This is a genomic window from Pseudomonas fitomaticsae, from assembly GCF_021018765.1.
In the GTDB taxonomy this organism is placed as follows: Bacteria; Pseudomonadota; Gammaproteobacteria; order Pseudomonadales; family Pseudomonadaceae; genus Aquipseudomonas; species Aquipseudomonas fitomaticsae.
The window spans coordinates 1,295,825-1,320,952 of the sequence record NZ_CP075567.1 but is presented as its reverse complement, the minus strand read 5'-3'; the positions used below and the strand labels follow the sequence as shown (position 1 = coordinate 1,320,952).

Genomic DNA, 25,128 nt, shown 5'->3' with positions numbered 1-25,128 from the left:
TCGCCCCTCGCTTGCATAAACTTGCGCTTTTGTCGGCGCGCAGGCTGGCAGCGCGAAATCTACGGAGTAGGATGCAAGGCGTTGAAGAGAACCGACCATGGCCGCCATCGATACCCTGCAAGTCTTTCAAGCCCTCAACAACTCGCCCAATGCACGCCTTGTGCACAGCGCCGAGTTGGGTGACGGCTTGTCCGCTGCTTTGTGGACCAATCACCACGACGCCCAGGAATACGAAGCGCCGAGCCATCACACCCTCTCCTGCTACATCGCCGGTGGCACCGGCACCTTCCGCCGAGGCGAGCCCGGTAACAAGGGCGGCCCGGACAAGTTGTGCATCCTGCCGGCCGATCATGAATCAGGGTGGGTCATCAACGGTGATATTCGTCTGGCCCACCTGTATTTCAGCGCTGAACAATTTGCACTGGGCTGCGTCACGCTGCTTGATCGCGAGCCCCGGGAAATGCAGCTGCGCGAACAGACTTTTCTGGAAGATCCACAACAGGCACGACGGTTTCGCCAGTTACTGACCCTGAACTGGGACGAGCCCGGTGAGCGTCTGCTGACCAGCAGCCTGGCTCACGAACTGATCAGTCATACCTTGCTCAGCCAGGTCGGGGTGCGTCAGGGTTTGCGCCTGAAGGGTGGGCTGGCGCCGCATCAACGTCGGCATCTGGTGGAGTTCATCGACAGTCAATTGGCCGAGCCGATCAGCCTCGGGCAACTGGCGGGGTTGTGTGCGTTGTCGGAATACCACTTTGCGCGGATGTTCCGGGTGAGCTTCGGCCTGCCGCCGCATCAGTATGTGCTGGCGCGACGTTTGAGCCGGGCCCGGGAGTTGTTGCGGGGCACGGCGTTGCCGTTGGGGGAGATTGCCCTGGCGTGCGGATTTGCCAGTGCCAGCCACTTCACCAACCGCTTTCGCCAGGTGCTGGGTGGAACGCCCGGCGAGTATCGCCAGGCGTTTTTGCGCTGATCAGAACTCCAGCGTGCTCGACAACGAAATCTGCCGCGAGTCGCCCATCGATACGAAGAAGCGGCTCGCCGCCGAGGTGTAGTAAGTGCGGTCGAACAGGTTCTTCACGTTGAGCTGGAACTTGACCTTCTGCCCTTCAACCTTGGTGTCGTATGTGGCGAACGCATCGGCCACGGTGTAGCTCGGCAGATCGAAATCATTCACCGCGTTACCCGCTCGCTCACCGACATACCGCGCACCGGCGCCGACCCGCAGTTGATCGCCGCCGATCACGCTGCCGAAGTCATAGACCGCCGACAACGAGCCGGTATTTTTCGCCACGTTTTGCAGCTTGTTGCCTTTGTAGTCCGGATCTTCCGTGACCTCGGCGTCGGTGTAGGCGTAGCTGCCGATCATGCTCCAGCGGTCGCTGAGCTGGCCGGTGAGATCCACTTCCAGACCACGGGAACGCACTTCGCCGGCGGCGCTGTAAATCGTGGTCGGGCCTTCGGCATTGGCCACCAGCACGTTGCGTTTCTTGATGTCGAACAGCGCAATGTTGCCGGTGACACGCCCCGGAATATCGAGGCGCGCGCCCAGCTCCCAGGATTTGGCTTCTTCCGGCGCAATGCTGCCGTCGAGCACGGTACTGCTGCCGCTGAGCGGGGCGATGGTCGAGTTGGGTTTGAACGATTCGGTGTAGCTGCCGTAGAACGACAACGCGTCGGTGTAGCGATACACCAGACCCGCGCGCGGCACCCACTTCTGGCCGTTGCTGTCGGTGTTGGCCTTGAACGGCACGCCTTTGCCGGCGTACTGGTCGTACTCCTGGAAGCGCACGCCGGCCACCAGAATCCACTGGTCATTGAGGTGGATCGAGTCCTGCAGGAACACCGAATCGCTGCGCAGCAGATCGGTTTGCGCACTGTCCGCCGGGCTGACGGTGGTGCCTTCGACTTCGCGGCCGTAAACCGGGTTGACGTAGCTGAAGGTGCTCAGGCTTTTCTGGCGGATCAGGTCGGCACGGTAGATCTTGCGGTACTCGTCGTCGACGCCGAACACCAGGTCATGCTGCATGCCCAGCACGTTGACCTTGCCTTCGAGGCTGGCGGTGGTGAAACGGTCGGTGCTGATCGCGCCCTGGGTGCCGTCCATGCTGCGGGTCAAGGTGCCTTTCTTGGTGTCGATCGCGGTTACGCGGACCTGGCTGGCGTCGTAGGTTTCGCGGTTCCAGCTGTAGCCGAAATGGGCTTTCCAGTCGTCGTTGAGCTCGTGATCGGCCTCGAAGTGATAGAGGTCCGAGCGCCCTTCCATGTCGTTGAATTTCTCGTCGAGCCGCTCATTGCGCGAGATGTCCAGCGGATGGTTGGTGCGTGGATCGATCAGGGTTCCACGATCAAACGGGGTCAGGAATTCACGGTGCTCATAAGCGAACAGCAACTTGGTGCGCTCGCCGTACCAGGCCAGCGACGGCGCGATCAGGGTTTCACGATGCGTGCCGAAGTTGCGCCAGTAATCTTCGTCTTCGTGGTCCAGCACCATGCGATAGGCGAGGCCGGAATCCCCCAGCGCACCGGTGCTGTCGAACGAGCCGCCGCTGCCATTCTTGCCGTCGCCATAGGTCGAGCCGCGCAGGGTCAGGGCGTTGTACTGGGTCAGTTCAGGCTTCTTGCTGACCATGTTGACCACGCCGCCCGGGTCCTGAATGCCGTAGAGCAGCGAGGCCGGGCCCTTGAGCACTTCGACGCGATCCACAGTCGCGTTCATGCCACGGCCCTGCACCACCGGCATGCCGTCGCGCATGATCGAGCCGTTGCGGTTGTCGCCGAAGCCGCGGGTCATCACCGAATCCTGGGTGCTGCCCAAAGTGTTGCCCTGGGTGATGCCGCTGACGTTGGCCAGTGCATCATCAAGATTGCGCGGTGCCTGATCGCGAATGACCTGGGCCGGAATCACGTTGACGGTCTGGGGGATTTCCTGAAGCGAAGCGGAAGAGCGCATCACCGAACTGGTTTCCGGTGGCTGGTAGCTCATCGGCTGGTTGACCACCGAAGTGATGTTGGTCGCGCCGAGGTTCAACGCACCTGCGGTCGGTTGCGGTTCGAGCGCCAGAGTGTGGCTGTCGGTGCGGCGGAAGGTCAGGCCGGAGCCGGTGAGTAGACGTTGCAGCGCCTGTTCGGCACTCATCTGGCCGTTGATCGCAGGTGCGGTCAGGCCATACGGCGCCTCATCGGTGTAGACCACGCTCTGCCCGGTGACGCGGCTGAAGTCGCTCAGGGCCTGAGGCAACGGCTTGGCGGACAGGGAAAAACTGAACTGCTTTTGCGGCTGACTGCTGACGGATTCAGCGGCCAGCGCCACGCTCATCGGCAACAGGGCCAATGCCGAAAAACTCAAGGCCGAAACGCCTAACCACTGTTTGACCGAACCCGATTTTGCCCTGGACTTCATTGCTCATGACCTGTGTAGAACCGCAACGGATGCGAATGACTCGCAGTTTCAGTCACTACACGGATGGCATCCGGGTTTACCTCACCACAAAGTTGAAAATATTTTCAGCGCAGGATGATCAGCTTGCCCAAGACCTGATGCTGCTCGAATCCCAACACCCCTTGCAGCGAGTTCAATACGGCTTGCGGATCCTTGCTCGGAAAGCTGCCGCTGACCTTGCGCGCGCCCAGTTCGTTGTTGAGCAACACGATCCGTCCGGGGTAATAACGCCGCAGATCCTGTACCACATCGGCCAGTGTCGACTTGTAGTAAGTCAGCCAGCCCTGCCGCCACGCCAGTTGCGCTTCGCTGTCCACGGTATGCAGTTTTTCCGCAGTGCCTGCGCCGTACGCCACTTGCTGGCCGGCGGTGAGAATCTGCTGCTCGGCATCAGGAGCCGCCGTCACACCGACGCGCCCTGACAGTACGGTGACTTGTGCGCCATGAGGTTGCAGGCGCACTTCGAACTGCGTGCCAAGCACTCGCGCCTGACCTTTCTCGGCCTCGACCACAAAGGGATCGCCCGTGTGAGTCACGCTGAAAAATCCGGCCCCTCGGCGCAATTGCACATGCCGCTCGCCGTGACTGAAATCCACGGCGATGGCGCTGTCGGCGTCCAGTGTCACCTGCGATTGATCGGCCAGGGTCACGGTGCGGATCTCGCCTGGTGCCGACACGTAATCGGCGCCCAGATCATCGATCCAGCGCTGCGGCTGCCAACCGTTGCCGAGGCTGATCATCAACAACAGACAGGCCGCCATGGCCAGTGCTCCGGCCCAACGCCGGACCTGCGGACGACGCGGTCGATCCATCGCATCGAGCAACCCCTGCAACGCCAGCGCGTCTTCATCGGCCAAGGTGCGCGCCGGCCCTTCGCTCAACTCCCACACCACTTGCGCCTGGGCATAGGCCTCGGCGTGAGCTGGATCGGCGTGCAGCCATTGACTGAAAGTCAGTTGATCACCGGTGCTGGGGCGGTCATGCAGCAGGCTCAGCCAGGCGAAAGCGGCCTGTTCCTGGGCGGGCGTCGGAATGACGCGGTCGGTGTGATTCACGGTGCTTTCCCTGGCGTGCGTGGCGCGGGTTCGCGCAGGCTGGCCTTGCAGGCCTCGAGGGCGCGCATCATATGTTTTTCCACGGCGCTTTGGGACAGGCCCATGGCCTTGGCGATCTCGGCGTACTTGCGCCCGTGGATGCGATTGAGCAAAAAGATCTGCCGCGTGCGCTCGGGCAACGCGCGCAAGGCCGCTTCGACATGACGCAAATCGTTGCCCGCTTCGAGCGCGGCCTGCGGTTCGCTGGCGCTGCTGTCCGGCTCGTCCGGTTGCCAACCTTCGTTGACCCGCACCCGCGCACCTTCGCTGCGCAAATGATCGATGGCGATATTGCCGGCGCAACGCAAAAGATACGTGCTGAGCTCTTCGACCTGCACCAGCGGCCGACGCCAGAAACGCAGGAACAGGTCCTGCACCAGATCCGCCGCCGTCGCCCGGCAACCGACGCGCCGATTCACCAGCGCTTCCATCTGCGAACGCTGGGACAGGAACACCTGAAGAAAATGCGCACGGGCGCCATGGGGTTCGTCGTCGCGGTGCTCGGGAGGAAGGCCGATCAGCATGTCAGTTCAAGGCCCACGCAGCGACCGGACTGGCGAGCAGGCTCAGCCCGGCCATGGTCAATGCCAGGCGTGGGCGATAGGGCAGCAACAGCACCAGAGTCAGCGCGCTGAGCATCAACACCGCGCACCAGTCGACCAGGCCGAAGCTCCAGCCCTTCTCGGAAATCGCCGCCCAGAGCGACAGCCCCAGCAACAGCCAGCCCGAGAGTTTCAGACCCTGCCGACGGCGAGCCGAAGGTTTGTGACCCAGTAGTTCTTCGTGATGCCGGGGCATCGCCAGGCACAGCGCCGTGAATGCGCAATAGCAGAGCAGTAGCGCCAGCAGCATTCAGTTCGCCCCTTGCTCGAGGGTGATTGGCCGAGCCTTTTCACGGGCAGGCTTTTTCACGTTGACGGTGTGCCCGGCGCGCTGCATTTTCCGGGCGACCCAGGCGAGGAAGATGCCGCTGCCCAGACACGTCAGGTCGAAACCGGCCAAGGCCCAGTCGCCTTCAGGCACTGTCACGCCGAGGTGATAAGGGGTGGTCAGTCCATTGAGAACCGGCACCGCGACAAACAGTGCAGCCCCCAGCGACAACTGTTCGACCCAGGCCTTGCGCCCCGGTCGCAATATGGCGTGCAGAACGCTCAGTCCCCAGGCGATGAAAAACGCGTTCACTTCCCAGTCGTCACGCCCGGCCAGACTCACCGGCAGCAGGCGATTGGCCCAGAAGAACACCGCGACCGCCGCTACCAGTCCGGCCATGCTGGCAATGTTCAGCACTTCCACCAGCCGCAACTCGAAAGGCATCACACCGGTCTTGGCATGCTTGAGTTGACGCTTGCCGAGCCAGATCACCAGCCCGGTGCCGATCATCGCCGTGCCCGCCAGACCACAGATGAAATACAGCCAACGCAACACCGGTCCGGCAAAGTGGCCCATGTGCAAGCCGTAAAAACTGCCGGCAACCGCCATCGCCATCGGCTGATCAGGCACGCTGCCAATGACTTGCCCGCTGACACCGTTGAAGGTCACGGCGCTGCCGGAATCGTTCACCACACGATCGGAACCCGCGCGGGACATCACCACCGAGGCGTTGGCGTCGCCCGGATTGTTCACGCTGATACGCCCGACATGCCCGCCCGACCACTGCTCGCTGGCCGCCAGCAACAGGGGCGCCAGCGGTGCCAGTGTCGCCGGTTGATTGGCACGCTCGGGAATGTTGGAGGCGGGAAATACCTCGTCGTAAAACGCCCGGACGTTGTTGCCGTACGAAGCCAGAATGCTCGCCGGCATCACCATCGACATGAAAATCACCAGGCTGCTGTAGGTGATCATCAGATGAAACGGCAGCACCAGCACCCCCACCACATTGTGCCCGTCGAGCCACGAACGCTGGCCCTTGCGCGGGCGGAAGGTGAAGAAGTCCTTGAAAATTTTCTTGTGGGTGATGATCCCGGTGATCAGCGCGACGAACATCACCATCGCGGCGATCGTGGAGAGCCAGCGGCCCCACGGATAAGGCATCTGCAGCTGGAAATGGAAGCGGTAGAAGAACTCGCCGCCCATGCTTTCACGGGCCTGTACTTCGGCACCGGTCTGCGCGTCGAGGGTCTTGCGAGTGAATGCGCCGCGCTCGCCGGGCTTGGCTGGCACCTGTTGCCAGCCCACGCTCAGGCCGGGATCGCGGGCGTCGGGCAGGCCAATGATCCAGCGTGACGCGTCGGGGGCCTGTTGTTGCAGATACTGCTGGGCCAGCGCCAGGCTTTTTTCGGCATTCAATGGGTGGGCGGTGATCTCAGGCTGCATCCAGTGACTGATCTCGTCCTTGAAATAGGCCAGGGTCCCGGTCAGAAAAATCGCGAACAACAGCCAGCCGAAGATCAGCCCGGTCCAGGTGTGCAGCCAGGCCATCGCCTGACGAAAGCCCTCTTTCATGCCAGCCCCAGACCGCGTGCAGCCCCGGAAACGGTCGCCAGAATCACGCTCGGCACCAGCAGACCGACCCACGCCGACCACGCCGTGCGACAGGCGAAACACCAGAGCACCGCCACCAGATAGACCAGAAACGAGACGGTCATGCCGGTCACTACCGCTTCCGCGCGGTTCAACGGCAGCCACAGGGTCAGCGTAACGCTGGCCAGCGCCGCGACCAGATAGCCGCCGAACACCGCCGCAAGCACTCGCGAAGTGACGGCCAGACGATAGGACATGGGGAGAGTGGCGAGTTTGGCTTTCATGTTTCGACCCTGAAACGGTTAACGCCCGATCAACAGATCGAGACGACAGGCATGCGATATTAATGATAAATATTCTCATACGCAAAAGAGTCTGATTGCCGGGCATCACTCGCAGCCCTACAATGCGAACCATTCTTGTTCTCTAACGCATCCCGCATGCGCCCGGAGTGATGCCGTTGTCGTCCGCCCATCCTGTCGAATCGCTCTACCAGGCCCACCACAGCTGGCTCACCGGCTGGCTGCGGCGCAAACTCGGCTGCCCCGACAGCGCCGCCGATCTCGCTCAGGACACCTTCATCCGGGTGCTGACCGCCCGCGAGCCTCCGGTGATCATCGAACCGCGCGCATTTCTCACCACCCTGGCCAAGCGCGTGCTGTTCAATCATTACCGCCGCCAGGATCTGGAACGCGCCTACCTCGACACCCTCGCGCAGATGCCGGAAATGGTTGCGCCTTCGGAAGAAGAAAAAGCCATCATCCTGCAAACCCTGATGGAGCTGGATCAGTTGCTCGACGGTCTGCCGCGCGCAGTCAAACGTGCATTTCTGCTGGCGCAGGTCGATGGCCTGACCTATCTGCAGATCGCCGCTGAACTGGGCATTTCCGTGGCCACGGTCAAACGTCACTTGAACAAAGCGGCGATGCGCTGCTACTTCGCCCTGTGAACCCGTCGATGGATTTTTCCGCGCAGGTCGCCGAACAGGCGGTGCACTGGTTGCTGGAAATGCAGCAGGGCCAATTGAGCCCGCGTCAGCAACAAGCCTGGCAACAATGGATCGATGCCCACAGCGAACACCGCCGCGCGTGGGAGCACATTCAGCGGGTCAATTCGCGATTGCGCGGATTGTCGTCGCCACTGGCCCACGCCGCGTTGAATGCGCCGAAGTCCGGCAGCCGTCGTCAGGCACTCAAATTGTTGCTGATTCTCGGCGCCGGCTCGGCGGTCACCTGGGGCATGCGCGAGCACAATCCATTGCCATCGCTGCTGGCCGATTACCGCAGCCCGTTCGGTCAGCGACGCAAGATATCACTCGGTGCCGGCGGCCAGTTGCAGCTCAACACCGCGAGTGCGGCGGATGTCCGGGGCGATGGCTTGATCCGTCTGCTCGAAGGCGAAATGCTGCTGACCGCCACTCAATCCTTCGAAGTACAAACCGCCCAAGGCGTGCTGAAAACCCAGGGCGCGCGAATAAACGTGCGTCAGTTTGCCGACCGCACGCAGATCGCACTGTTTGAAGGTCGGGTCGAATTGAACGCACAAGGTCGCGCGCCGATGCTGCTGCAGGTCGCCCGACAACTGAGTTTCAGCAGCACCGGCGTCAGCCCGGCAAAACCGCTGGACGCCAACAGCGGTGCCTGGGCCGACGGCATGCTGGTGGCCGCGCACATGCGTCTGGGCGACTTCCTCGACGAACTCGGCCGCTACCGTCGCGGGCAGCTCAATTGCGATGCGAAAGTCGCTGATTTGCTGGTCTCCGGGACTTATCCACTGGACGACAGCGAGCGGATTCTCGATATGCTGGAAATCAGCCTGCCTGTGAAAGTTAAGCGTTTTACTCGCTACTGGGTGACGGTCGAAGCCAAGGTTTGATCAGTCGCAAAAATAAATGAGCCGTTTTTCAGATCTGGCGTGACAGAGAAGGAAAGCCCCCTTGATTCAACCTTCTCAGGACCGTCCTCCATGCACCCCACCCGCCTCACGCCGCTGGCCCGAAGCCTGCGCAACCTCGTCCTCGGCGCCAGCCTGAGCTTCAGCGCCCTGCCCCTTGCGCAGGCTGCCGACACCAAGGCTTATCACATCGCCCCGTCGTCGCTGGAAAACGCCCTCAACCAGTTCGGCCGTGAAGCCGGTGTGCTGATATCGTTCGGCTCGCAAGTTACCAGCGGCGTGCAAAGCCGTGGCCTCGAAGGCAACTACACAGCGGAGCAAGGTTTGAACGCACTGCTTGAAGGCACCGGCCTGCAAGCCCGCGCCGAGGGCGGCAATGCCTTCAGCCTGCAACCGTCGAATGACAACGCCCTGGAGCTGGACACTTCGAAAGTGGTCGGTGACTGGCTGGGCGAGGCCGCGCAGGTCAACATCTTCGAACATCCCGGCGCCCGTGACGTGATCCGCCGCGAAGAATTCGAACGCCAGGGCGCGACCCAGGCCCGTGACGTGCTCAACCGCATTCCCGGCGTCAACGCCCCGGAAAACAACGGCACCGGCAGTCACGACATGGCGCTGAACTTTGGCATTCGCGGTCTCAACCCGCGTCTGGCTGCACGTTCGACGGTGTTGATGGACGGCATTCCCGTGCCGTTTGCGCCTTACGGTCAGCCGCAGTTGTCGTTCGCGCCGATCAGCATGGGCAACATGGACGCCGTGGACGTGGTGCGTGGTGGCGGCGCCGTGCGTTACGGCCCGCAGAACGTCGGCGGCGTGGTCAACTTCGTGACTCGGGCGATTCCGGACGAACCGACTGTCAATGGCGGGTTCCAGACTGAAACCAGCCCTTCGTCCAGCCATGACGGCTTCAAGACCAGCGCCAACCTGCTGGCCGGTGGCACCAACGCCAGTGGCCTGGGCGGCGCGTTGCTGTACTCCGGCACTCGCGGTGGCGACTGGCGCGAACACAGCGACACGGAAATCGACGACCTGATCCTGAAGGGCAAATATCAGCTCGACGAAGCCAACAGCTTCAACGCCATGGCCCAGTATTACGAAGGCAAGGCCGACATGCCCGGCGGTCTGAACGTCGCCGACTACGATGCCGATCCGTATCAGTCGACCCGGCCGAAAGACCAGTTCTGGGGCCGTCGCACGATGTTCAATTTCGGCTATCGCTATCAGGAGGATCGTCGCGAATTCACCGCCAACACTTTCTTCACCAAGACCCTGCGCAGCGGTTATCTGGATCAGGGCACGTTCCTGTCGCTGTCGCCGCGCGAATACTGGGTTCGCGGTCTGGAAACCCGCTTCGCCCAAGGCTTCGACCTCGGCGCCACCAGCCATGAAGTCGGCGTCGGCTATCGCTACATCAACGAAGCCGGCCACGAATTGCGCTATCGCACACCAATCGCCAGCAACGAGTACCCGACCACCAACAGCCGCAATGACCGCGACACCCGCGGCGGCACCGAAGCCAATGCGTTCTTCGTCGATGACCGGATCGACATCGGCAAGTGGACGATCACCCCGGGCGTGCGCTACGAGATGATCGAATCGCAACAGACCAACAACCTGACCAACGTCAAATACAAGGGCGACTACAACACCGCGCTGCCGGCGTTGAACGTGCTGTATCACCTGACCGACAGCTGGAATCTGTACGCCAACACCGAAGGTTCGTTCGGCAGCGTGCAATACAGCCAGATGCCCAACCGCGTCAGCAGCGGCGAAGTGAAACCGGAGAAGGCCCGCACCTGGGAAGTCGGCACCCGTTACGACAACGGTGCGCTGCGAGCGGAGATCGGCGCGTTCCTGATCAACTTCGACAACCAGTACGAAAGCAACCAGACCAACGACTCGGTGATCGCCCGTGGCGAAACCCGCCATCAGGGTATCGAGACCAGCGTCAATTACGCGCTCGACGACCTGAGTCCGGCGCTGGCCGGCTTCGATGTCTACGCCACTTACGCCTATGTCGACGCGACTATCCGCGAAGACGGGCCGAACAAGGGCAATCGTGTGCCGTTCTCGTCGAAACACAAAGGCACGATCGGCGTCGGTTACACCGAAGGGCCATGGAAGCTCAACCTGGACAGCAGCTTCCAGAGCGACCAGTTCGCCGACAACGCCAACACCTCGAAAGAAAGCGCCGACGGCAGCACCGGCAAGATCCCGGGCTACATGCTGTTCAGCAGCCGCGCCGGTTATGACTTCGGCCCGCAACTGTCGGACCTGAACGTGGCGGTGGGGTTGAAAAACATCTTCAACACCCAGTACTTCACCCGTTCGTTCGATGACAACAACAAGGGCAAGTATGTCGGTGAGCCGCGCACGGTGTACGTGCAGACCTCCGTCGCGTTCTGATCCCTGCTGAAAACAGAAAGGGCCTGCAATTGCAGGCCCTTTCTCATTGGGTGGCTTGGAAAATCAGCGCATCAACTGTTGATCGCTGCCTGTTCGTTCTCGTCAAACTCTTCCGCCAACAGTTTGTCATTGGCTTTGCTTGTGAATGGCACCACAGCGGCTCGCGGTTTGCCGCGCAGTTTGCCAAACAGGTGCTCCAGCGCGTGCTCCAGTTTTTCGGCTGCACCATCGATCGCCTGTTCCAGCGAATCGGCTTTGTGGGTGACGGAAATCGGTTGATGGCCTTTTGGCCGCGCTTCCAGTTGGCAGCGCAAGTCATGGGGACCCGGCTTTTCACCGTTCTCGTCGCTCAGATGGACTTCGACACGGGTCAGGTCTTCCTCATAACGGTCGAGCGTGCTCTCAATTGTGGTGCGTACCCACTCCTCCAGTCGTTTGCTGCTTTGAATATGGTTGTCGCTGTTGACTTGGATTTGCATAGTTCATCCCTTATTTCAGCTAGCTCGCAAGAGGCCTGGAACAGGATTTCGTGACCTCTTGATTACAACAATCGGCCCGCCGGACGAACATTTCAACCCCTTAAAAAAGATAAATATTCATACGCAAAAAAAGCCGGACAACCGAGTAAAGCGCTGGTAAGGTCGGGAGTTGGGTCGCCCCGCCGCCCCGAAAAATCTGCTCACAATTGGCCATCACCCAACGGGTGCAGGCTGCGGAAAATCCCCGCCTCTTCCACCAGCCAGTCATGCACCGCACGCACGCCCGGATGGCTCAACGCCCCCGGCGCGTAAAGCAGGACATAGCGCTTGTGATTGGGCACCGAAATCCCGAAAGGCACGATCAACGTCCCTCGCTCCAGCTCGTCGTTGAGCAACGTGCGCCGGGCAATCGCCACGCCCATGCCGGCAATCGCTGCTTCGATGGTCAGGTGGTTGCGATTGAACGTGTGCCCGCGCCGCACATCGGCGCCCTCGAAACCGATGGCATTCAGATAAAATTCCCACTCCGCGTATTCATAGCTGCCGCGCCAGGCAGTGATGTCGTGCAGCAGCGGGAAATGCACCAGATCCGCCGGCCCGTGCAGCGGCGGCCGTCCGCGCAGCAGGCCCGGCGCGCACACCGGGAAAATCTGCTCATCGAGCAAGGCTGTGGATAACAGTCCCGGATAACTGCCGTCGTTCAGGTCGATGGCCAGGTCGAAATCCCCTTCATGCAACGGCACGCTGCTGTCCTCGGCCACCAGCCGCAGCTGGATGTCCGGGTAACGTTGTTGCAGGCGCGGCAGGCGCGGGGTCAGCCATTTGCTGAGGAACGATGGAATCGAACGGACTCGCAGAATCCCGCTGATCATCCCCGCATCCAGCCGACGCAATTCCGCATCGATACTGCCGTAGGCCTCGTTGACCGTGATCGCCAGTCGCTGCCCTTCCGCACTCAGCTCCACACCCCGCGCGCGGCGGTGAAACAGACGAAAGCCCAGGCGCTCTTCCAGCTGTCGGATTTGCTGACTCACCGCCCCCGGCGTGATGTGCAGTTCTTCGGCACAACGGGTGAACGACAGGTGCCGCGCGGCACAGGAAAACACCTGCAGCCAGACGTAAGTCTGGGCATGCAATTGACGACTCATGGTTTAGTCCTGCTAAAGGCTTACTTAGGAAGTTTCGTTAGTCACGTTGAAGCGAGGTAGGCAGTATCGCCGACATTGCGCTTGTCCTACAAAAAATGGCAGCGATTCCTACTCCATTGCTTGTAAGGGTTTAGCATGGCTATCAGTGTTTTCGATCTATTCAAAGTCGGCATCGGCCCGTCCAGTTCCCACACCGTCGGCCCGATGCGTGCCGCTGCGACCTTCGCCCAGGCCCTGATCGACCAGCATTTGCTGAACGATGTGCAGCGGGTGGAAATCCGTTTGTACGGCTCGCTCTCGGCCACCGGTGTCGGCCACGCCACTGATCGTGCGACGGTGATGGGTTTGATGGGCGAATGGCCGGACAGCATCGATCCGTCGACCATCGAGCCACGCATCCTGCAACTGCGCGAAACCGGCCAACTGTCGCTGGCCGGTGAGCGTTCGATTGCCTTCAACTGGCAGCACGATCTCCTGTTGCTGGACGAGAGCCTGCCCTACCACCCGAACGCCATGTCGCTGACGGCTTTTGGCGCATCCGGCCAACTGTTCGAGCAGACGTACTACTCGGTCGGCGGCGGTTTCATCATCGAAGCGGCCGAAGCCGAATCCGGCGTAGCGCCGGCCGGCGACGTCAAGTTGCCTTACGAGTTTTCCAGCGCCGTCGAACTGCTGGCGCTGTGCAAGCAGCACAACCTGCGGGTTTCCGAACTGATGATGGCCAACGAACGGGCCTGGCGCAGCGACGCCGAGATCCGTCAGGGCCTGCTGCACATCTGGTCGGTGATGCGCGAATGCGTCGAGCAAGGCCTGCGTCACGAAGGCGTCCTGCCCGGCGGTCTGAATGTTCCGCGTCGTGCGGCGAAATTGCACCGCAGCCTGCTGGAAATCGGCAAGCCGAACGTCATCAGTTCGACGCTGTCGGCGATGGAGTGGGTCAACCTGTTCGCCCTCGCCGTCAACGAAGAGAACGCCGCCGGCGGGCGCATGGTGACTGCGCCGACCAACGGGGCCGCCGGGATCATCCCGGCCGTCCTGCACTACTACATGAAATTCAATCCGGACGCGTCCGACGATGACGTGGTCGCGTTCTTCCTCGGCGCCGCTGCCGTCGGCATTCTGTGCAAGAAAAACGCCTCGATCTCCGGTGCCGAAGTCGGCTGCCAGGGCGAAGTCGGTTCGGCCTGCGCGATGGCCGCTGCAGGTCTGGCCGATGTACTTGGCGCCACCCCGGAGCAACTGGAAAACGCCGCCGAAATCGGCCTGGAACACAACCTCGGCCTGACCTGCGACCCGGTCGGCGGACTCGTGCAGGTGCCGTGCATCGAGCGCAACGCCATCGCCGCCGTGAAGGCGATCAATGCCACGCAAATGGCCCTGCGCGGCGACGGCAAACACTTCATTTCCCTCGACCGGGTGATCCGCACCATGCGCGATACCGGCGCCGACATGCATGACAAATACAAAGAGACTTCACGGGGCGGCCTGGCCGTGAGCTGGGTGGAGTGCTGAGGAGCACTCCCTGACCGCCCGTAACACGTGAGCCCGAGCAAGAATAATAACGAGGCAAAAACGATGACCGATGTACGCACACCTGCTGCCGAAAATCCCGCTGTAGACCGCACACGCAATACCGAAACCGCCCACAAGGGCTGGAGCAAATTCGACACCACCTGGATGCTCGGCCTGTACGGCACTGCCATCGGTGCCGGCACCTTGTTCCTGCCGATCAACGCCGGTGTCGGCGGCTTCTGGCCGTTGCTGATCCTGGCGTTGCTGGCGTTCCCGATGACCTTCTTCGCGCACCGGGGCCTGACCCGTTTCGTGCTGTCGGGCCGCTCCGGAGACATCACCGAAGTGGTGGAAGAACACTTCGGCATCGGCGCTGGCAAGCTGATCACGCTGCTGTATTTCTTCGCGATCTTCCCGATCCTGCTGGTGTACAGCGTGGCGCTGACCAACACCCTCAGCAGCTTCCTTGAACATCAATTGCACATCGCCCCGCCGCCGCGAGCGGTGCTGTCGCTGGCGCTGATCCTCGGTCTGATGGCCATCGTCCGCTGCGGTCAGAGCGTGATCGTCAAGGCCATGAGCGTGCTGGTGTATCCGTTCGTCGCCGCGTTGCTGTTGCTCGGCATCAGCCTGATTCCGAACTGGAACGGCGCATTCTTCGCCAGTGCTCAAGAACCGATGGAAATGTCGGTGTTCCTCAAGACCCTGTGGCTGGCGATCCCGGTGATGGTGTTCTCGTTCAATCATTCGCCGATCATTTCCGCCTTCGCCGTCGAGCAGAAACAACGCTATGGCGAGCAGGCCGAACGCAAGAGCAGCGGCATCCTCGCCATGGCCCACGGCATGATGGTGGTGACGGTGATGTTCTTCTGCTTCAGTTGCGTGCTGGCGCTGTCGCCGGCGGATCTGGCAGCGGCCAAGGCGCAGAATATTTCGATCCTGTCGTACCTGGCCAACCACTTCCAGACCCCGGTCATCGCTTACGCCGCGCCGCTGATCGCGCTGGTGGCGATCACCAAATCCTTCCTCGGCCACTACATCGGCGCCAGCGAAGGCTTCCAGGGCATGATCGTCAAAAGCCTGCGCAGCCGTGGCCGGGTGATGTCGGCGAGCTGGCTGAACCGTGCGACCGCGCTGTTCATGATCCTCAGCTGCTGGGCCGTGGCGACCTTCAACCCGAGCATCCTCGGCATGATCGAAACCCTCGGCGGGCCGGTGATTGCCTGTCTGTTGTTCCTGATGCCGATGTACGCGATCCGCCGCGTGCCGGCCTTGCGCCAGTATTCGGGCCAGGTGTCCAACGTATTCGTGGTGCTGATCGGCCTGATTGCACTGTCAGCGATCATCTACTCGGTTCTGCCCTGAAACGGGCCGCAAACAAAGAAGGCGAGCCATGGGCTCGCCTTCTTTTTGGCCGGTTTCATTGTTCGACAATATTCCCGGCATGTCCCTTGCTACATCGCTGAAGGAGACAGGACCACGGAAGGGCCGACGGTCAGGTTCGGCGAACCAACCCGATCAAGGCCGGTCAACAACTGCACGTTCAATCAGGCGGTGACGCATCATGGACAATCCTTTTCAGATCATTACCGATGCCTTCGCGCCGGACTATCAGATCAACCTGAGCATTCAGGGCCTCGACGGCAGCATCATGCTGACCCTCTCCAACGGCGGCCGGATCGTCGCCAAACGGATGATCAGCGCCGAACAGCGCAATGATCCCAAGCGCCTGAAGCGCCTGGTTCAGAGCATTCAATTCGGCATCGCCATCGAGCAGGGCCACAGCGCCATGGCGATCCTCGATGCCATGACCCGCGGCGACGCAATCACTCCGCCACCGCGTCAGGCCAAACATCAGCCCCGGCCAGCCGCCGGCCTTTAAAGTTCGCCCTTCTCCACTTCCGGATGTTCACTGGAACCCGTGCCGATCTTGCGGTGCGGGTTCTCGATTTTCACCGAAGGGAATTGCGACGAGGCGTAACGCACCACCAGAATCGAGAACGCCAGCAGCAGAATCCCGCCGCACAGGTAGATGATGCCCATGTCCGGTGGGTTGTGGTGCGAGACGTTGGAGATCAGCAGGCGTGTCAGTGCGGTGATCGCCACGTAGATCAGGAAGCGCACAGGCATGTGGTTGGTCTTGAAGTAAATCCCGACCATCGCCCCCAGTTCCAGATAGATGAACAGCAACAGAATGTCATCGATCTTGATGTGCCCTTCCTCGAGCATCCCGAGAAATTCCATCACCGCCGCCCACGCGGTCACCGCACCAATGGCGAACAGCGCCAGATAGTGGAAGGTCTCGACGAACAGGTTGCCCAGGGACTCGGCCAGTTGATGCACGTTTTGCCGCAGTTTCTCGGCCCAGTTGATTTTCACGATGAAGGTTCCTTAGCCCGGTTCGAGCGGATGTTGCGTGCTGGACGTGACGGTTATTGCGCACGTACGCAGAAGCATGCAGAAAAGAGGCCACGCCATCATGGCGAGCCGCCGCGAAACCCGCGCCGTGGCGTTTGGTCGCACCTGCGTGCAGACGTCGGGCTGACAAAATCCGAATCCGGTCTACATTGAAAAGCCACTACCCAAAGCGCAGGGATTCGCTTATCCTTTTCGCTGTATATAGATACAGTAGTCGCAAAGACAACTTAATGTGAAGGCATGTGAGGTGGTGAATGGCCGTCGAAGTGGTATACCGCAGCAGCCGAGATCTGGAGCGCTTGTTCATGGATAAAGCCGAAGCTGACCGTCATGACAAAATGCTCGAACTGGCCGAACTGTTGGCCGAAGTGCTGGAAAAAGCCGTTCCATCGTTGAGCGAGCAGCAAGTGGAAGAAGTCGGGATCTTCATGGCGAAGAACCGCGATGTGTTCGCCCGGGCGTTCAAGAGCCAGCCTGACGCATTGTCGGAGCTGATCAACGCACCGGCGGCACCGGTTGCGGCAACCGAGCCAGCAGACGTGGCTGAACCGGCAGAAGCGCCAGCCAAACCTGCAAAAGCGGCGAAGGCTGCAAAGTAAGCGACACTTGAATTGAATAGCCCCTGAGTTGAAAGACTCAGGGGCTTTTTCATGTCCGGGAAATCTTCAGCGGTACAACACCTTCTCCGCCAGCTCGTCCGCCACCCGCGCGGGTGAACGTTTTTCCGCTTGGGCGTGGGCAAACACTTCGGTCAGGCGCGAACTGATTTTCGACAGGTGCGCGGTGATGGTCGTCAGCTCTTCGCCCCGATGCTTGAGGGAAACGTAGATCAGCCCGCCGGCATTGATCACATAATCCGGCGCATACAGGATGCCGCGCCGCTCCAGTTGATCGGCAACATCCAGATGCGTCAGCTGATTGTTGGCCGAGCCCGCCACCGCCGAGCAGCGCAACTGGGTGACCGAGTGACTGTTGAGCACCCCGCCGAGACCACACGGCGCGAGGATGTCGCACGGCGTGCTGAGCAATGCGTCGTTGGCAATCGGATGGGCATTGAGCTGTTCCATTGCCAGTTGCACCTTGCCGTGGTCGATGTCGCTGACCAGCAGTTCAGCGCCGGCGGCGTGCAGCTGTTCGGCCAGTGCGTAACCGACATTGCCCAGCCCCTGAATCGCCACGCGCAAGCCTTCGAGATTGTCGCTGCCCAGCCGCGCCATGGCGGTGGCGCGAATCCCGGTGAACACACCCATCGCCGCATGCGGCGCGGGGTCGCCGGCCGAGGTGGTGCTGGTGACATGCTGGGTTTGCTGGGCGATGCAATCCATGTCCGCCACCGAAGTGCCGCTGTCGATGGCGGTGATGTAGCGCCCGTCGAGCTGATCGATGCAACGTCCGAAGGCTTCGAACAAGGCGCCGCGGTTTTCCACATGGGCCGGCCGCACGATCACGGCCACCCCGCCGCCCTGGGCCAGGCCGGCCAGCGCGGCCTTGTAGCTCATGCCCTGGGCCAGGCGTATGGCGTCCTCGACCGCGGATTCGTCGTTCGGGTAGGCAAGATAACGGCACCCGCCCAGGGCTGGCCCGAGGCGACTGTTATGAATGGCAATGACCGCCTTCAATCCGGACACCGGATCAACGCTAAGGTGCAGCGATTCCAGGCGAGTGCTTTGCATGAGAGCGAACATCGGCAGGCTCCCGAATCACTTCTGGTAGACGCCAGTATAGGCTTGCGCCTGAAAATTGCTGAAGCGCGCCGGAATAAGCGCCGCCACCGATCAAAGGGTTGTGCATAACCCGATGGCAGAGCGGCCCGGCACTGGACGAATGGCAAAGACGGGGCTAAAACGAGGCATGCCCCGGAGATTTAGATGAGTCCGCGCCAACGTTTCTTCGAGTGTCTGCACCGTTCACCGCCCGCGCTGTTCGAAGCCGCGTTGTGGATGGCCGCCGAACACGACAAACAGGCCGATCCCGAAGCGCTGTTGCAGGAATTCAAGGAACTGCAACAGCGGGTCAGCTATGGCTTGCCGTTGCTGCCGGTCAGCGAGCTGGCGCAACCGCTGCTGCGGCGCATGGCCGACCTCGGTTTTGCCCAGGATGATTTCGTACCGCTGCGTCCGCAGGCCGCGATGGTGCACAAAGTCATGCAGAACAAGCGCGGCCAGCCGCTGGCGCTGGCACTGATCGCCCTGGAACTGGCCCGTGGCCTGGAAATTCCGCTGGTGGGCGTCAACTTTCCCGGGCATTTCCTGCTGAAGGTTCCCGGGGCCGATCACCTGCTCGATCCGTGCGGCGGACGGCGCCTGTATCCGAACGATTGCCGCGAACTGCTGCATCGCCAGTACGGCCATCAGATGAAACTCAACGCCGATCACCTGCTGACTGCCGAACCGGTGCAGATGCTTCAGCGTCTGTCACGCAATCTGCGCCAGCTGCACCTGACCCACGACGACTTCATCGCGGCGCTGATCGATGCCGAGCGCGTGCTCGAACTGGGCAATGCCAGCGCCGCCGACTACCTGGCTCGGGCCAGTCTGTACCAGCGCCTCGATTGCCCGAACGCCGAGCGTTTCGATCTGGAGCACGCGCTATTGCTCAGTGACGACCCGATTCAGCGACTTCGCCTGACGGAACGGCTGGGGCATCTGCCGCCGAACGCGGTTGTGCACTGAACAGCGCAGTGGCTGGCGAACGCACCTGAATGATCAGCAACGCCGCAATCACCGCCGGAATCGCGCAGAAGAAGAAAATCTGCTCCACCGGAATGTGCATCGCCAGCAACAGGCTGCCGAACAGCGGCCCGAGAATCGAGCCGAACCGTCCTACTCCCAACGCCCAGCCGGTGCCGGTGGCGCGCACGTGTGCCGGATAGAAATTGCTGGCGAACGCATTGAGCGTCAGCTGCCCGCCGATGATGCAGAACCCCGCCGCGAACACACAGGCCACCAGATAACGCGGATTGTCGTGATTCAGGCCTAACAAAATCGTGCATACCGCTGCACCAGCCAGCACGCCGGACAGCAGCCGCACCTTGCTTTTCAAACGGTCGGCGAACCACGCCATGCAGATTGCGCCCAGCGTGCCGGCGAACAGGAACATCGACGTCACCAGGTTCGCTTCGTTGAGTTTCAGGCCACTTTCCAGCAGCAGCGACGGCAGCCAGCTGATCATGAAATACAGCAGGATCAGGCTGACGAAAAACGTCGACCAGATCAGCAAGGTCGGGCGTGCGTAACCGTTGCGGAACAACTCCACCACGGTCAGTTTGCTGCCCTGCTCGCGTTCGTTCTGCTCGACCGAAGCGGCGGGCGGCTGCCAGTCTGGCAGCATTCGCGCGGTGACTTTGCGCAGGCGCGCGTAGGGTGGCGCATCACGTAGCAGACGTGGCAAGGATTCGGGCAGCATCCACCAGAGGAACGGAAACAGCAGCAATGGCGTGACACCACCTGCAAGGAACACTGCTTGCCAACCGAAACGGTCGATGAAGCCGGCCGCAACAAAACCACCCGCCGCACCGCCGAATGAAAAGCCGCAGGCCGCCAGCGTGACCATCAACGTGCGCAGGCGTGGCGGTGAATATTCCGACATCAGCGCCATGGCGCTGGGCATCGCGCCGCCCATGCCGATGCCGCAGATGAAGCGCGCGATCATCAGGGTATTCAAGGAATCGGCGAACACCATCAGCACGGTGAGGCTGGCGTAAATCAGCACGCAGGCGAGCAGAATCCGTCGAACGCCGAAGCGGTCGGCCAGTGGCGTCACAGCGAGCGAGCCAAGCGTCAGACCCAGCAGGTTGGCGCTGAACACCGGGCCGAATGCGGATTTTTCCAGACCCCAGTCCTGCGCCAGCGCCGGCACCACGTAACCAAGCACCTGGGCGTCATAGCCGTCGGTGACCAGCAGCAAGGCGAGAAGAATCAGGAGCAACCACTGAAAGCGGGACACAGGACGGGCGTCGAGTGCCGCCCGGAAGCTGGCAATCTGGCTGTGCATCGCAAGGTACCTGTTTTGTTTTTATGATTTTTTTGCGGGTAACCGGAATGGCTCCCGTGCGCTGCACGGGAGCCATCAAATGCTACTTCGGCGTGTCCGGCTGATTCGCCGGATGCGCCGCAATGAACGCCGGATGCTCAGCGGCCAACGCGGCCACCCGACGAATCCGTGGATACGCCTCCAGCGAAACATTGAAACGCTCGGCCGCGTACAACTGTGGAATCAGGTACACGTCCGCCACACACGGCCACTCGCCGAAACAGAAACCGCTGTCGCCGATCAACTGCTCCACCGTCGCCAGCCCCTGACTGATCCAGTGGCCGATCCACTCGTTGACCTGCGGCTCGTCATGCCCCAGACCGCGCAGGCGATTGAGCACGCTGACGTTGTGCAGCGGATGCACATCGCAGCCGATCACCGCCGCGACGCCGCGTACCTGGGCACGGGCAACGAGGTCTTCGGGCAGCAGCGGCACCTGTGGATAACGTTCCTCCAGGTACTCGATGATCGCCGGTGACTGAATCAGCAACTTGCCTTCGTCAGTACGCAGTGCCGGCACCCGGCCCTGGGGATTGATCGCCAGGTATGCCGGTTGCCGATGTTCTCCGCCGGGCGGTGCGATCAGATTGACCGGCAATGCCTGATAGTCGAGCCCCTTGAGCGCGAGCGCGATCCGCACCCGGTACGACGAGGTGGAACGGTAATAGGTGTAGAAATCCATGAGCCACTCCTGTCAGCGCGCCGCCAGCACGGTGCCACGGCATTCGCCGAAACCGATCGAGGCAAAGCCTTCACGGGCGCAACGGGCGCGCAGGATGATTTCGTCGCCGTCTTCGAGGAATTTGCGCACTTCGCCGGACGCCAGCTCGATCGGCTTTTTGCCGCCCTCGGTGATTTCCAGCAGGCTGCCGAACTGACCGCTTTCAGGGCCGGACAAGGTGCCCGAACCGAACAGGTCACCGGCCTGCAACTGGCAACCGTTGACGCTGTGGTGCGCAACCATTTGCGCGACGGTCCAGTACATGTAGCGGGTGTTGCTCAGGGTCAGGCGATGGGCCGGCAGGTTCTGTTCGCGCATTTTCTCGGTGAGCAGCAACACTTCCAGCTCGATGTCGAAACCACCGCCATCCTGATCGCGTTTGTCGAGCAGGTACGGCAGCGGCTGCGGATCACCTTGTGGTCGCGCCGGTTGCGCGGTGCGGAATGGCGCCAGCGCTTCGGCAGTCACCACCCACGGCGAAACGCTGGTGATAAAGCTCTTGGACAGGAACGGGCCGAGTGGCTGGTATTCCCAGGCCTGGATATCACGGGCCGACCAGTCGTTGAGCAGGCAGAAACCGGCAATGTGTTCAGCGGCGTCACCAATGGCAATCGACTCGCCCATTTCGTTGCCCTGACCGATCCAGATCCCCAGTTCCAGCTCATAGTCCAATCGAGCGCATGGACCGAAGGTCGGCTCGGTCGCACCGGCCGGCAAGGTCTGGCCTTTCGGGCGGCGCACGTCGGCACCGGAGACGCGCACGGTGGACGCACGACCGTGGTAGCCGATCGGTACGTGTTTGTAGTTCGGCAGCAGGGGGTTGTCCGGACGGAACAGTTTGCCGACGTTCTGCGCGTGCTCGATGCCGACGTAGAAGTCGGTGTAATCGCTGATGCGCGCCGGCAGGTGCAGCTGGCAATCGGCGGCCAATGGCAGCAATTTTGCGCCTTGGGCTTCGATGTTGCCGCGATGAGTGCTGCCTTCGCTGAACAGTTCCAGCAGTCGTTCGCGCAAGGCAACGCGGGCATCGCGGCCGAGCTCGAAGAAGGCGTTCAACTGACCGCCGCGCATGGCTTCGACTGCGCTACGCGCGATGCCGTCGAACAGACCAGCCTCCAGCGCCACTTGCAGATCAAAGATGTGTTCGCCAATCGCCACGCCCGCGCGCGGCGCCGAGCCGTTGAGGCTGAACACGCCCAGCGGCAGATTCTGCAGCGGGAATTCGGTGTGGCCGTTGGCCGAAGCGACCCAACTGCGGGTGATGGAATTCTGAGTCATGGGTTATCTCCGGGTCGGGTCGAACGTGGCGGGCAGCGTGGCCCAGCAGGCGTCGTAAGTGGATTGCAATTGCGGGCAGTCGAGGGCGAAGCGGCTTGGGCGCAGCACCTGGCTGGTCTCGAACATGAAGGCCATGGTGTTGTCGATCTTCGCCGGCTTGAGGTCCGCGCTGATGGCTTTGGTGCAGGTCTCGCCGTCCGGGCCGTGGGCGCTCATGCAGCTGTGCAGGGACGCGCCGCCTGGCAGAAAGCCTTCGGCCTTGGCGTCGTACTCGCCCTGGATCAGGCCCATGAATTCATTCATCAGGTTGCGGTGGAACCACGGCGGACGGAAGGTGTTCTCGGCCACCATCCAGCGCGGCGGGAAGATCACGAAGTCGAGGTTGGCCAGACCGTGGACGCTGGTCGGCGACGTCAGCACGGTGAAGATCGACGGATCCGGATGATCGAAGCTGACGGTGCCGATGGTGTTGAAACGGCGCAGGTCATATTTGTACGGCACGTTGTTGCCGTGCCAGGCGACCACGTTCAGCGGCGAGTGATTGAGTTCGGTGCCCCACAACTGGCCGAGGAATTTCTGCACCAGAGTGGTCGGTTGTTGCAGGTTTTCGTAGGCGGCGACCGGGGTCAGGAAATCCCGCGGATTGGCCAGACCGTTGCTGCCGATCGGCCCCAGATCCGGCAGGCGCAGCGGCGCACCGTGGTTCTCGGCGACGTAACCGCGCGCTTGCGGGTCGAGCAGCTCGACGCGGAATTTCAAACCCCGTGGCAACACGGCGATTTCCAGCGGCGCCACTTCCAGCACACCCAGTTCGGTGGCGATGCGCAGGCGACCCAATTGCGGCACCAGCAGCAGCTCGCCGTCGGCGTTGAAGAAAACGCGCTCCATCGAACGGTTGGCGCAGTAGTGATAGATGCTGATGCCGGCCGGTTTTTCGGCGCCGGAGTTGGCCGCCATGCTCACCAGACCGTCGATGAAATCGGTCGGTTCGGCCGGGATCTCCAGCGGGTTCCAGCGCAGGCGATTGGGGGTCACTTCACCCAATGGTCCGCCCGCCAGTTGCCGCTCCAGTTTGACGAATGCCGGGTGATTGGCCGACGGCTGGATCCGGTACATCCAGGTGCGCCGCGCTTCGCTGCGGGTCATGGTGAACGCGGTGCCGGAGAACAGTTCGGTGTACAGACCGTACGGGGCTTTCTGCGGGGAGTTCTGGCCGACGGGCAGTGCGCCGGGCAACGCTTCGGAGCTGAATTCGTTGCCGAAACCGGACTGGTAAGCCAGGGCTGAATCGAGGTTCATGGAGCCTCCTGAACAGGGAGTCGGCATGGCCGGACGCTCTGGATCAGAGGTCTTGGCACGCCGGGGTTATTTTTATCGTAATTCAATTACGCATAACGTAATTTGCTCGCTATCCAGCGTCAAGCTATAAAGACGCCCATTCGTTCCGGGACACGGCAGCACCATGGAAAAAACCAGCGACAGCAACGGCAAACAGAAAGTCCGCTCCGCCGAAGTCGGCACCGACATCCTCAAGGCCCTGGCCGAGTTGTCGCCGTCCACTTCGCTGTCGCGCCTGGCCGAACATGTGCAGATGCCGGCGAGCAAGGTTCACCGTTATCTGCAGGCCTTGATTGCCTCGGGCTTTGCCGAACAGAACACCGCCACCAACCACTACGGCCTCGGCCGTGAAGCGCTGCGCGTGGGCCTCGCTGCTCTGAACAGTATGGACGTGCTGAAAGTCGCCGCCCTGCCCCTGGCCGAGTTGCGCGACGAACTCAACGAAACCTGTTTCCTCGCGGTGTGGGGCAATCAGGGCGCGACCGTGGTGCACATCGAACCGGCGGTGCGCGCGGTGACGGTGGTGACGCAACTGGGCTCGGTGTTACCGCTACTCAGTTCCTCCACCGGTCTGGTCTTCGGCGCGTACCTGCCGCATCGGGAAACCGACGAATTGCGCGAACAGGAAATCGCCGTCAGCGGCCATCCGCTGGCAGACGAAAAAGCCTATGCGGCGTTGTGCGAACAGATCCGCGATCGCGGTCTGCATCATGTACACGGCTTGCTGATGCCCGGAGTCGATGCCCTGTCGGCACCGGTGTTCAACGCCCTCGGGCAGATCGCGGCAGTGTTGACCATCGTCGGCCCGACCTCGCTGTTCCACGCCGATGAAAACGGCCCGGCGGCTCAGCGGTTGCTGGCGGCGACGCGGGCCGTGAGCTGGCGGATGGGTTATCAGCCAGCGTAA

The 25,128-nt window shown here is 61.7% G+C and carries 23 protein-coding genes and 1 pseudogene; 10 read left to right on the top strand and 14 right to left on the bottom strand.

Translation table 11 applies throughout. The features are described from left to right. The first annotated feature begins 97 nt into the window (after positions 1–97). Positions 98–973 (top strand): helix-turn-helix domain-containing protein, encoded by an 876-nt coding sequence (locus KJY40_RS05810; RefSeq protein ID WP_230735539.1) that lies wholly within the window; start codon positions 98–100, stop codon positions 971–973. On the opposite strand, the gene KJY40_RS05805 is transcribed toward KJY40_RS05810, so the two are convergent. From KJY40_RS05805 to KJY40_RS05780, 6 genes are all read right to left on the bottom strand, one after another. Next, a complete protein-coding gene (locus tag KJY40_RS05805) occupies positions 974–3,403 on the bottom strand; it encodes a TonB-dependent siderophore receptor (protein ID WP_230735536.1) in 2,430 nt (809 codons plus the stop codon). It lies immediately after the preceding gene. Between the two features lie 104 nt (positions 3,404–3,507). Next, a complete protein-coding gene (locus tag KJY40_RS05800) occupies positions 3,508–4,497 on the bottom strand; it encodes a FecR family protein (RefSeq protein ID WP_230735535.1) in 990 nt (329 codons plus the stop codon). Further along, the gene (locus tag KJY40_RS05795; protein WP_230735533.1) at positions 4,494–5,060 is read right to left on the bottom strand and encodes an RNA polymerase sigma factor; all 567 of its coding nucleotides are present in this window, start codon (positions 5,058–5,060) and stop codon (positions 4,494–4,496) included. The genes KJY40_RS05800 and KJY40_RS05795 overlap by 4 nt, the downstream gene beginning before the upstream one ends. A gap of 1 nt (position 5,061) precedes the next feature. Next, positions 5,062–5,388, bottom strand: coding sequence for a DUF3325 domain-containing protein (locus KJY40_RS05790; RefSeq protein WP_230735531.1), 327 nt, complete (start codon positions 5,386–5,388; stop codon positions 5,062–5,064). Beyond that, entirely contained in the window at positions 5,389–6,978 is a 1,590-nt protein-coding gene (locus KJY40_RS05785) for a PepSY-associated TM helix domain-containing protein (protein ID WP_230735530.1), read from the bottom strand. After that, the gene (locus KJY40_RS05780; RefSeq protein ID WP_085698515.1) at positions 6,975–7,280 is read right to left on the bottom strand and encodes a DUF3649 domain-containing protein; all 306 of its coding nucleotides are present in this window, start codon (positions 7,278–7,280) and stop codon (positions 6,975–6,977) included. Before KJY40_RS05780 ends, KJY40_RS05785 begins: the two co-directional genes overlap by 4 nt. A 176-nt stretch (positions 7,281–7,456) precedes the next feature. Here KJY40_RS05780 and KJY40_RS05775 point away from each other — a divergent pair, with 176 nt between their 5' ends. From KJY40_RS05775 to fecA, 3 genes are all read left to right on the top strand, one after another. Continuing rightward, entirely contained in the window at positions 7,457–7,945 is a 489-nt protein-coding gene (locus KJY40_RS05775) for a sigma-70 family RNA polymerase sigma factor (protein WP_230735528.1), read from the top strand. Positions 7,946–7,953: 8 nt separating this feature from the next. Then, the gene (locus KJY40_RS05770; RefSeq protein ID WP_407681988.1) at positions 7,954–8,871 is read left to right on the top strand and encodes a DUF4880 domain-containing protein; all 918 of its coding nucleotides are present in this window, start codon (positions 7,954–7,956) and stop codon (positions 8,869–8,871) included. Between the two features lie 90 nt (positions 8,872–8,961). Beyond that, the gene (fecA, locus tag KJY40_RS05765) at positions 8,962–11,295 is read left to right on the top strand and encodes a TonB-dependent Fe(3+) dicitrate receptor FecA (protein WP_230735524.1); all 2,334 of its coding nucleotides are present in this window, start codon (positions 8,962–8,964) and stop codon (positions 11,293–11,295) included. 71 nt (positions 11,296–11,366) lie between these two features. Here the strand turns inward: fecA and KJY40_RS05760 are convergent, their stop codons facing one another. Then, positions 11,367–11,774: an HPF/RaiA family ribosome-associated protein gene (locus tag KJY40_RS05760; protein WP_007957262.1), complete on the bottom strand. Its 408-nt coding sequence runs from the start codon at positions 11,772–11,774 to the stop codon at positions 11,367–11,369. A gap of 200 nt (positions 11,775–11,974) precedes the next feature. Further along, positions 11,975–12,922: a LysR substrate-binding domain-containing protein gene (locus KJY40_RS05755; protein ID WP_011332523.1), complete on the bottom strand. Its 948-nt coding sequence runs from the start codon at positions 12,920–12,922 to the stop codon at positions 11,975–11,977. 135 nt (positions 12,923–13,057) lie between these two features. Between KJY40_RS05755 and KJY40_RS05750 the strand changes: the two genes are divergently transcribed. The 3 genes from KJY40_RS05750 (at position 13,058) to KJY40_RS05740 (ending at position 16,316) form a co-directional block, all read left to right on the top strand. Further along, positions 13,058–14,434, top strand: a complete 1,377-nt coding sequence (locus KJY40_RS05750; RefSeq protein ID WP_230735521.1) for an L-serine ammonia-lyase — start codon at positions 13,058–13,060, stop codon at positions 14,432–14,434. Positions 14,435–14,497: 63 nt separating this feature from the next. Beyond that, positions 14,498–15,799, top strand: a complete 1,302-nt coding sequence (locus KJY40_RS05745; protein WP_230735520.1) for an HAAAP family serine/threonine permease — start codon at positions 14,498–14,500, stop codon at positions 15,797–15,799. Positions 15,800–15,998: 199 nt separating this feature from the next. Continuing rightward, the gene (locus KJY40_RS05740) at positions 15,999–16,316 is read left to right on the top strand and encodes a DUF3509 domain-containing protein (protein WP_230735518.1); all 318 of its coding nucleotides are present in this window, start codon (positions 15,999–16,001) and stop codon (positions 16,314–16,316) included. Here the strand turns inward: KJY40_RS05740 and KJY40_RS05735 are convergent. Then, positions 16,313–16,813, bottom strand: a complete 501-nt coding sequence (locus tag KJY40_RS05735; RefSeq protein WP_007957255.1) for a phosphate-starvation-inducible protein PsiE — start codon at positions 16,811–16,813, stop codon at positions 16,313–16,315. The two genes, KJY40_RS05740 and KJY40_RS05735, sit on opposite strands and share 4 nt — an antisense overlap. A 293-nt stretch (positions 16,814–17,106) precedes the next feature. On the opposite strand from KJY40_RS05735, the pseudogene KJY40_RS05730 reads away from it, so the two are divergent. Next, positions 17,107–17,364: pseudogene (locus tag KJY40_RS05730) on the top strand (YebG family protein); the annotation flags it as partial. A gap of 153 nt (positions 17,365–17,517) precedes the next feature. Here the strand turns inward: KJY40_RS05730 and KJY40_RS05725 are convergent. Beyond that, the gene (locus KJY40_RS05725) at positions 17,518–18,537 is read right to left on the bottom strand and encodes a Glu/Leu/Phe/Val dehydrogenase family protein (RefSeq protein ID WP_007957253.1); all 1,020 of its coding nucleotides are present in this window, start codon (positions 18,535–18,537) and stop codon (positions 17,518–17,520) included. 183 nt (positions 18,538–18,720) lie between these two features. Here KJY40_RS05725 and KJY40_RS05720 point away from each other — a divergent pair, with 183 nt between their 5' ends. Then, positions 18,721–19,524 carry a SirB1 family protein gene (locus KJY40_RS05720; RefSeq protein WP_230735516.1) on the top strand — a complete coding sequence of 268 codons (804 nt, stop codon included), beginning with the start codon at positions 18,721–18,723 and terminating at the stop codon, positions 19,522–19,524. On the opposite strand, the gene KJY40_RS05715 is transcribed toward KJY40_RS05720, so the two are convergent. From KJY40_RS05715 to hmgA, 4 genes are all read right to left on the bottom strand, one after another. Further along, positions 19,448–20,845 (bottom strand): MFS transporter, encoded by a 1,398-nt coding sequence (locus tag KJY40_RS05715; protein WP_230735513.1) that lies wholly within the window; start codon positions 20,843–20,845, stop codon positions 19,448–19,450. The two genes, KJY40_RS05720 and KJY40_RS05715, sit on opposite strands and share 77 nt — an antisense overlap. Positions 20,846–20,927: 82 nt before the next feature. Continuing rightward, entirely contained in the window at positions 20,928–21,566 is a 639-nt protein-coding gene (gene maiA / locus KJY40_RS05710) for a maleylacetoacetate isomerase (protein WP_230735512.1), read from the bottom strand. A 12-nt stretch (positions 21,567–21,578) separates the two neighbouring features. After that, the gene (gene fahA / locus KJY40_RS05705; RefSeq protein ID WP_230735510.1) at positions 21,579–22,883 is read right to left on the bottom strand and encodes a fumarylacetoacetase; all 1,305 of its coding nucleotides are present in this window, start codon (positions 22,881–22,883) and stop codon (positions 21,579–21,581) included. 3 nt (positions 22,884–22,886) lie between these two features. Further along, positions 22,887–24,182 carry a homogentisate 1,2-dioxygenase gene (gene hmgA / locus KJY40_RS05700; RefSeq protein WP_230735508.1) on the bottom strand — a complete coding sequence of 432 codons (1,296 nt, stop codon included), beginning with the start codon at positions 24,180–24,182 and terminating at the stop codon, positions 22,887–22,889. A gap of 163 nt (positions 24,183–24,345) precedes the next feature. On the opposite strand from hmgA, the gene KJY40_RS05695 reads away from it, so the two are divergent. Beyond that, on the top strand, positions 24,346–25,128 hold the full coding sequence (locus KJY40_RS05695; RefSeq protein ID WP_230735507.1) for an IclR family transcriptional regulator: 783 nt from the start codon (positions 24,346–24,348) through the stop codon (positions 25,126–25,128).

Excerpts from the sequence above, each read along its gene's own strand:
- KJY40_RS05770 (WP_407681988.1), top strand. The coding sequence starts at position 7,954 with ATGGATTTTTCCGCGCAGGTCGCCGAACAGGCGGTGCACTGGTTGCTG.
- KJY40_RS05785 (WP_230735530.1), bottom strand. The coding sequence starts at position 6,978 with ATGAAAGAGGGCTTTCGTCAGGCGATGGCCTGGCTGCACACCTGGACC.
- KJY40_RS05795 (WP_230735533.1), bottom strand. The coding sequence starts at position 5,060 with ATGCTGATCGGCCTTCCTCCCGAGCACCGCGACGACGAACCCCATGGC.
- KJY40_RS05715 (WP_230735513.1), bottom strand. The coding sequence starts at position 20,845 with ATGCACAGCCAGATTGCCAGCTTCCGGGCGGCACTCGACGCCCGTCCT.
- fecA (WP_230735524.1), top strand. The coding sequence starts at position 8,962 with ATGCACCCCACCCGCCTCACGCCGCTGGCCCGAAGCCTGCGCAACCTC.
- KJY40_RS05720 (WP_230735516.1), top strand. The coding sequence starts at position 18,721 with ATGAGTCCGCGCCAACGTTTCTTCGAGTGTCTGCACCGTTCACCGCCC.
- KJY40_RS05750 (WP_230735521.1), top strand. The coding sequence starts at position 13,058 with ATGGCTATCAGTGTTTTCGATCTATTCAAAGTCGGCATCGGCCCGTCC.
- KJY40_RS05740 (WP_230735518.1), top strand. The coding sequence starts at position 15,999 with ATGGACAATCCTTTTCAGATCATTACCGATGCCTTCGCGCCGGACTAT.
- maiA (WP_230735512.1), bottom strand. The coding sequence starts at position 21,566 with ATGGATTTCTACACCTATTACCGTTCCACCTCGTCGTACCGGGTGCGG.
- KJY40_RS05790 (WP_230735531.1), bottom strand. The coding sequence starts at position 5,388 with ATGCTGCTGGCGCTACTGCTCTGCTATTGCGCATTCACGGCGCTGTGC.
- KJY40_RS05780 (WP_085698515.1), bottom strand. The coding sequence starts at position 7,280 with ATGAAAGCCAAACTCGCCACTCTCCCCATGTCCTATCGTCTGGCCGTC.
- KJY40_RS05755 (WP_011332523.1), bottom strand. The coding sequence starts at position 12,922 with ATGAGTCGTCAATTGCATGCCCAGACTTACGTCTGGCTGCAGGTGTTT.
- KJY40_RS05810 (WP_230735539.1), top strand. The coding sequence starts at position 98 with ATGGCCGCCATCGATACCCTGCAAGTCTTTCAAGCCCTCAACAACTCG.
- fahA (WP_230735510.1), bottom strand. The coding sequence starts at position 22,883 with ATGACTCAGAATTCCATCACCCGCAGTTGGGTCGCTTCGGCCAACGGC.
- KJY40_RS05745 (WP_230735520.1), top strand. The coding sequence starts at position 14,498 with ATGACCGATGTACGCACACCTGCTGCCGAAAATCCCGCTGTAGACCGC.
- KJY40_RS05725 (WP_007957253.1), bottom strand. The coding sequence starts at position 18,537 with ATGTTCGCTCTCATGCAAAGCACTCGCCTGGAATCGCTGCACCTTAGC.
- KJY40_RS05760 (WP_007957262.1), bottom strand. The coding sequence starts at position 11,774 with ATGCAAATCCAAGTCAACAGCGACAACCATATTCAAAGCAGCAAACGA.
- hmgA (WP_230735508.1), bottom strand. The coding sequence starts at position 24,182 with ATGAACCTCGATTCAGCCCTGGCTTACCAGTCCGGTTTCGGCAACGAA.
- KJY40_RS05695 (WP_230735507.1), top strand. The coding sequence starts at position 24,346 with ATGGAAAAAACCAGCGACAGCAACGGCAAACAGAAAGTCCGCTCCGCC.
- KJY40_RS05805 (WP_230735536.1), bottom strand. The coding sequence starts at position 3,403 with ATGAAGTCCAGGGCAAAATCGGGTTCGGTCAAACAGTGGTTAGGCGTT.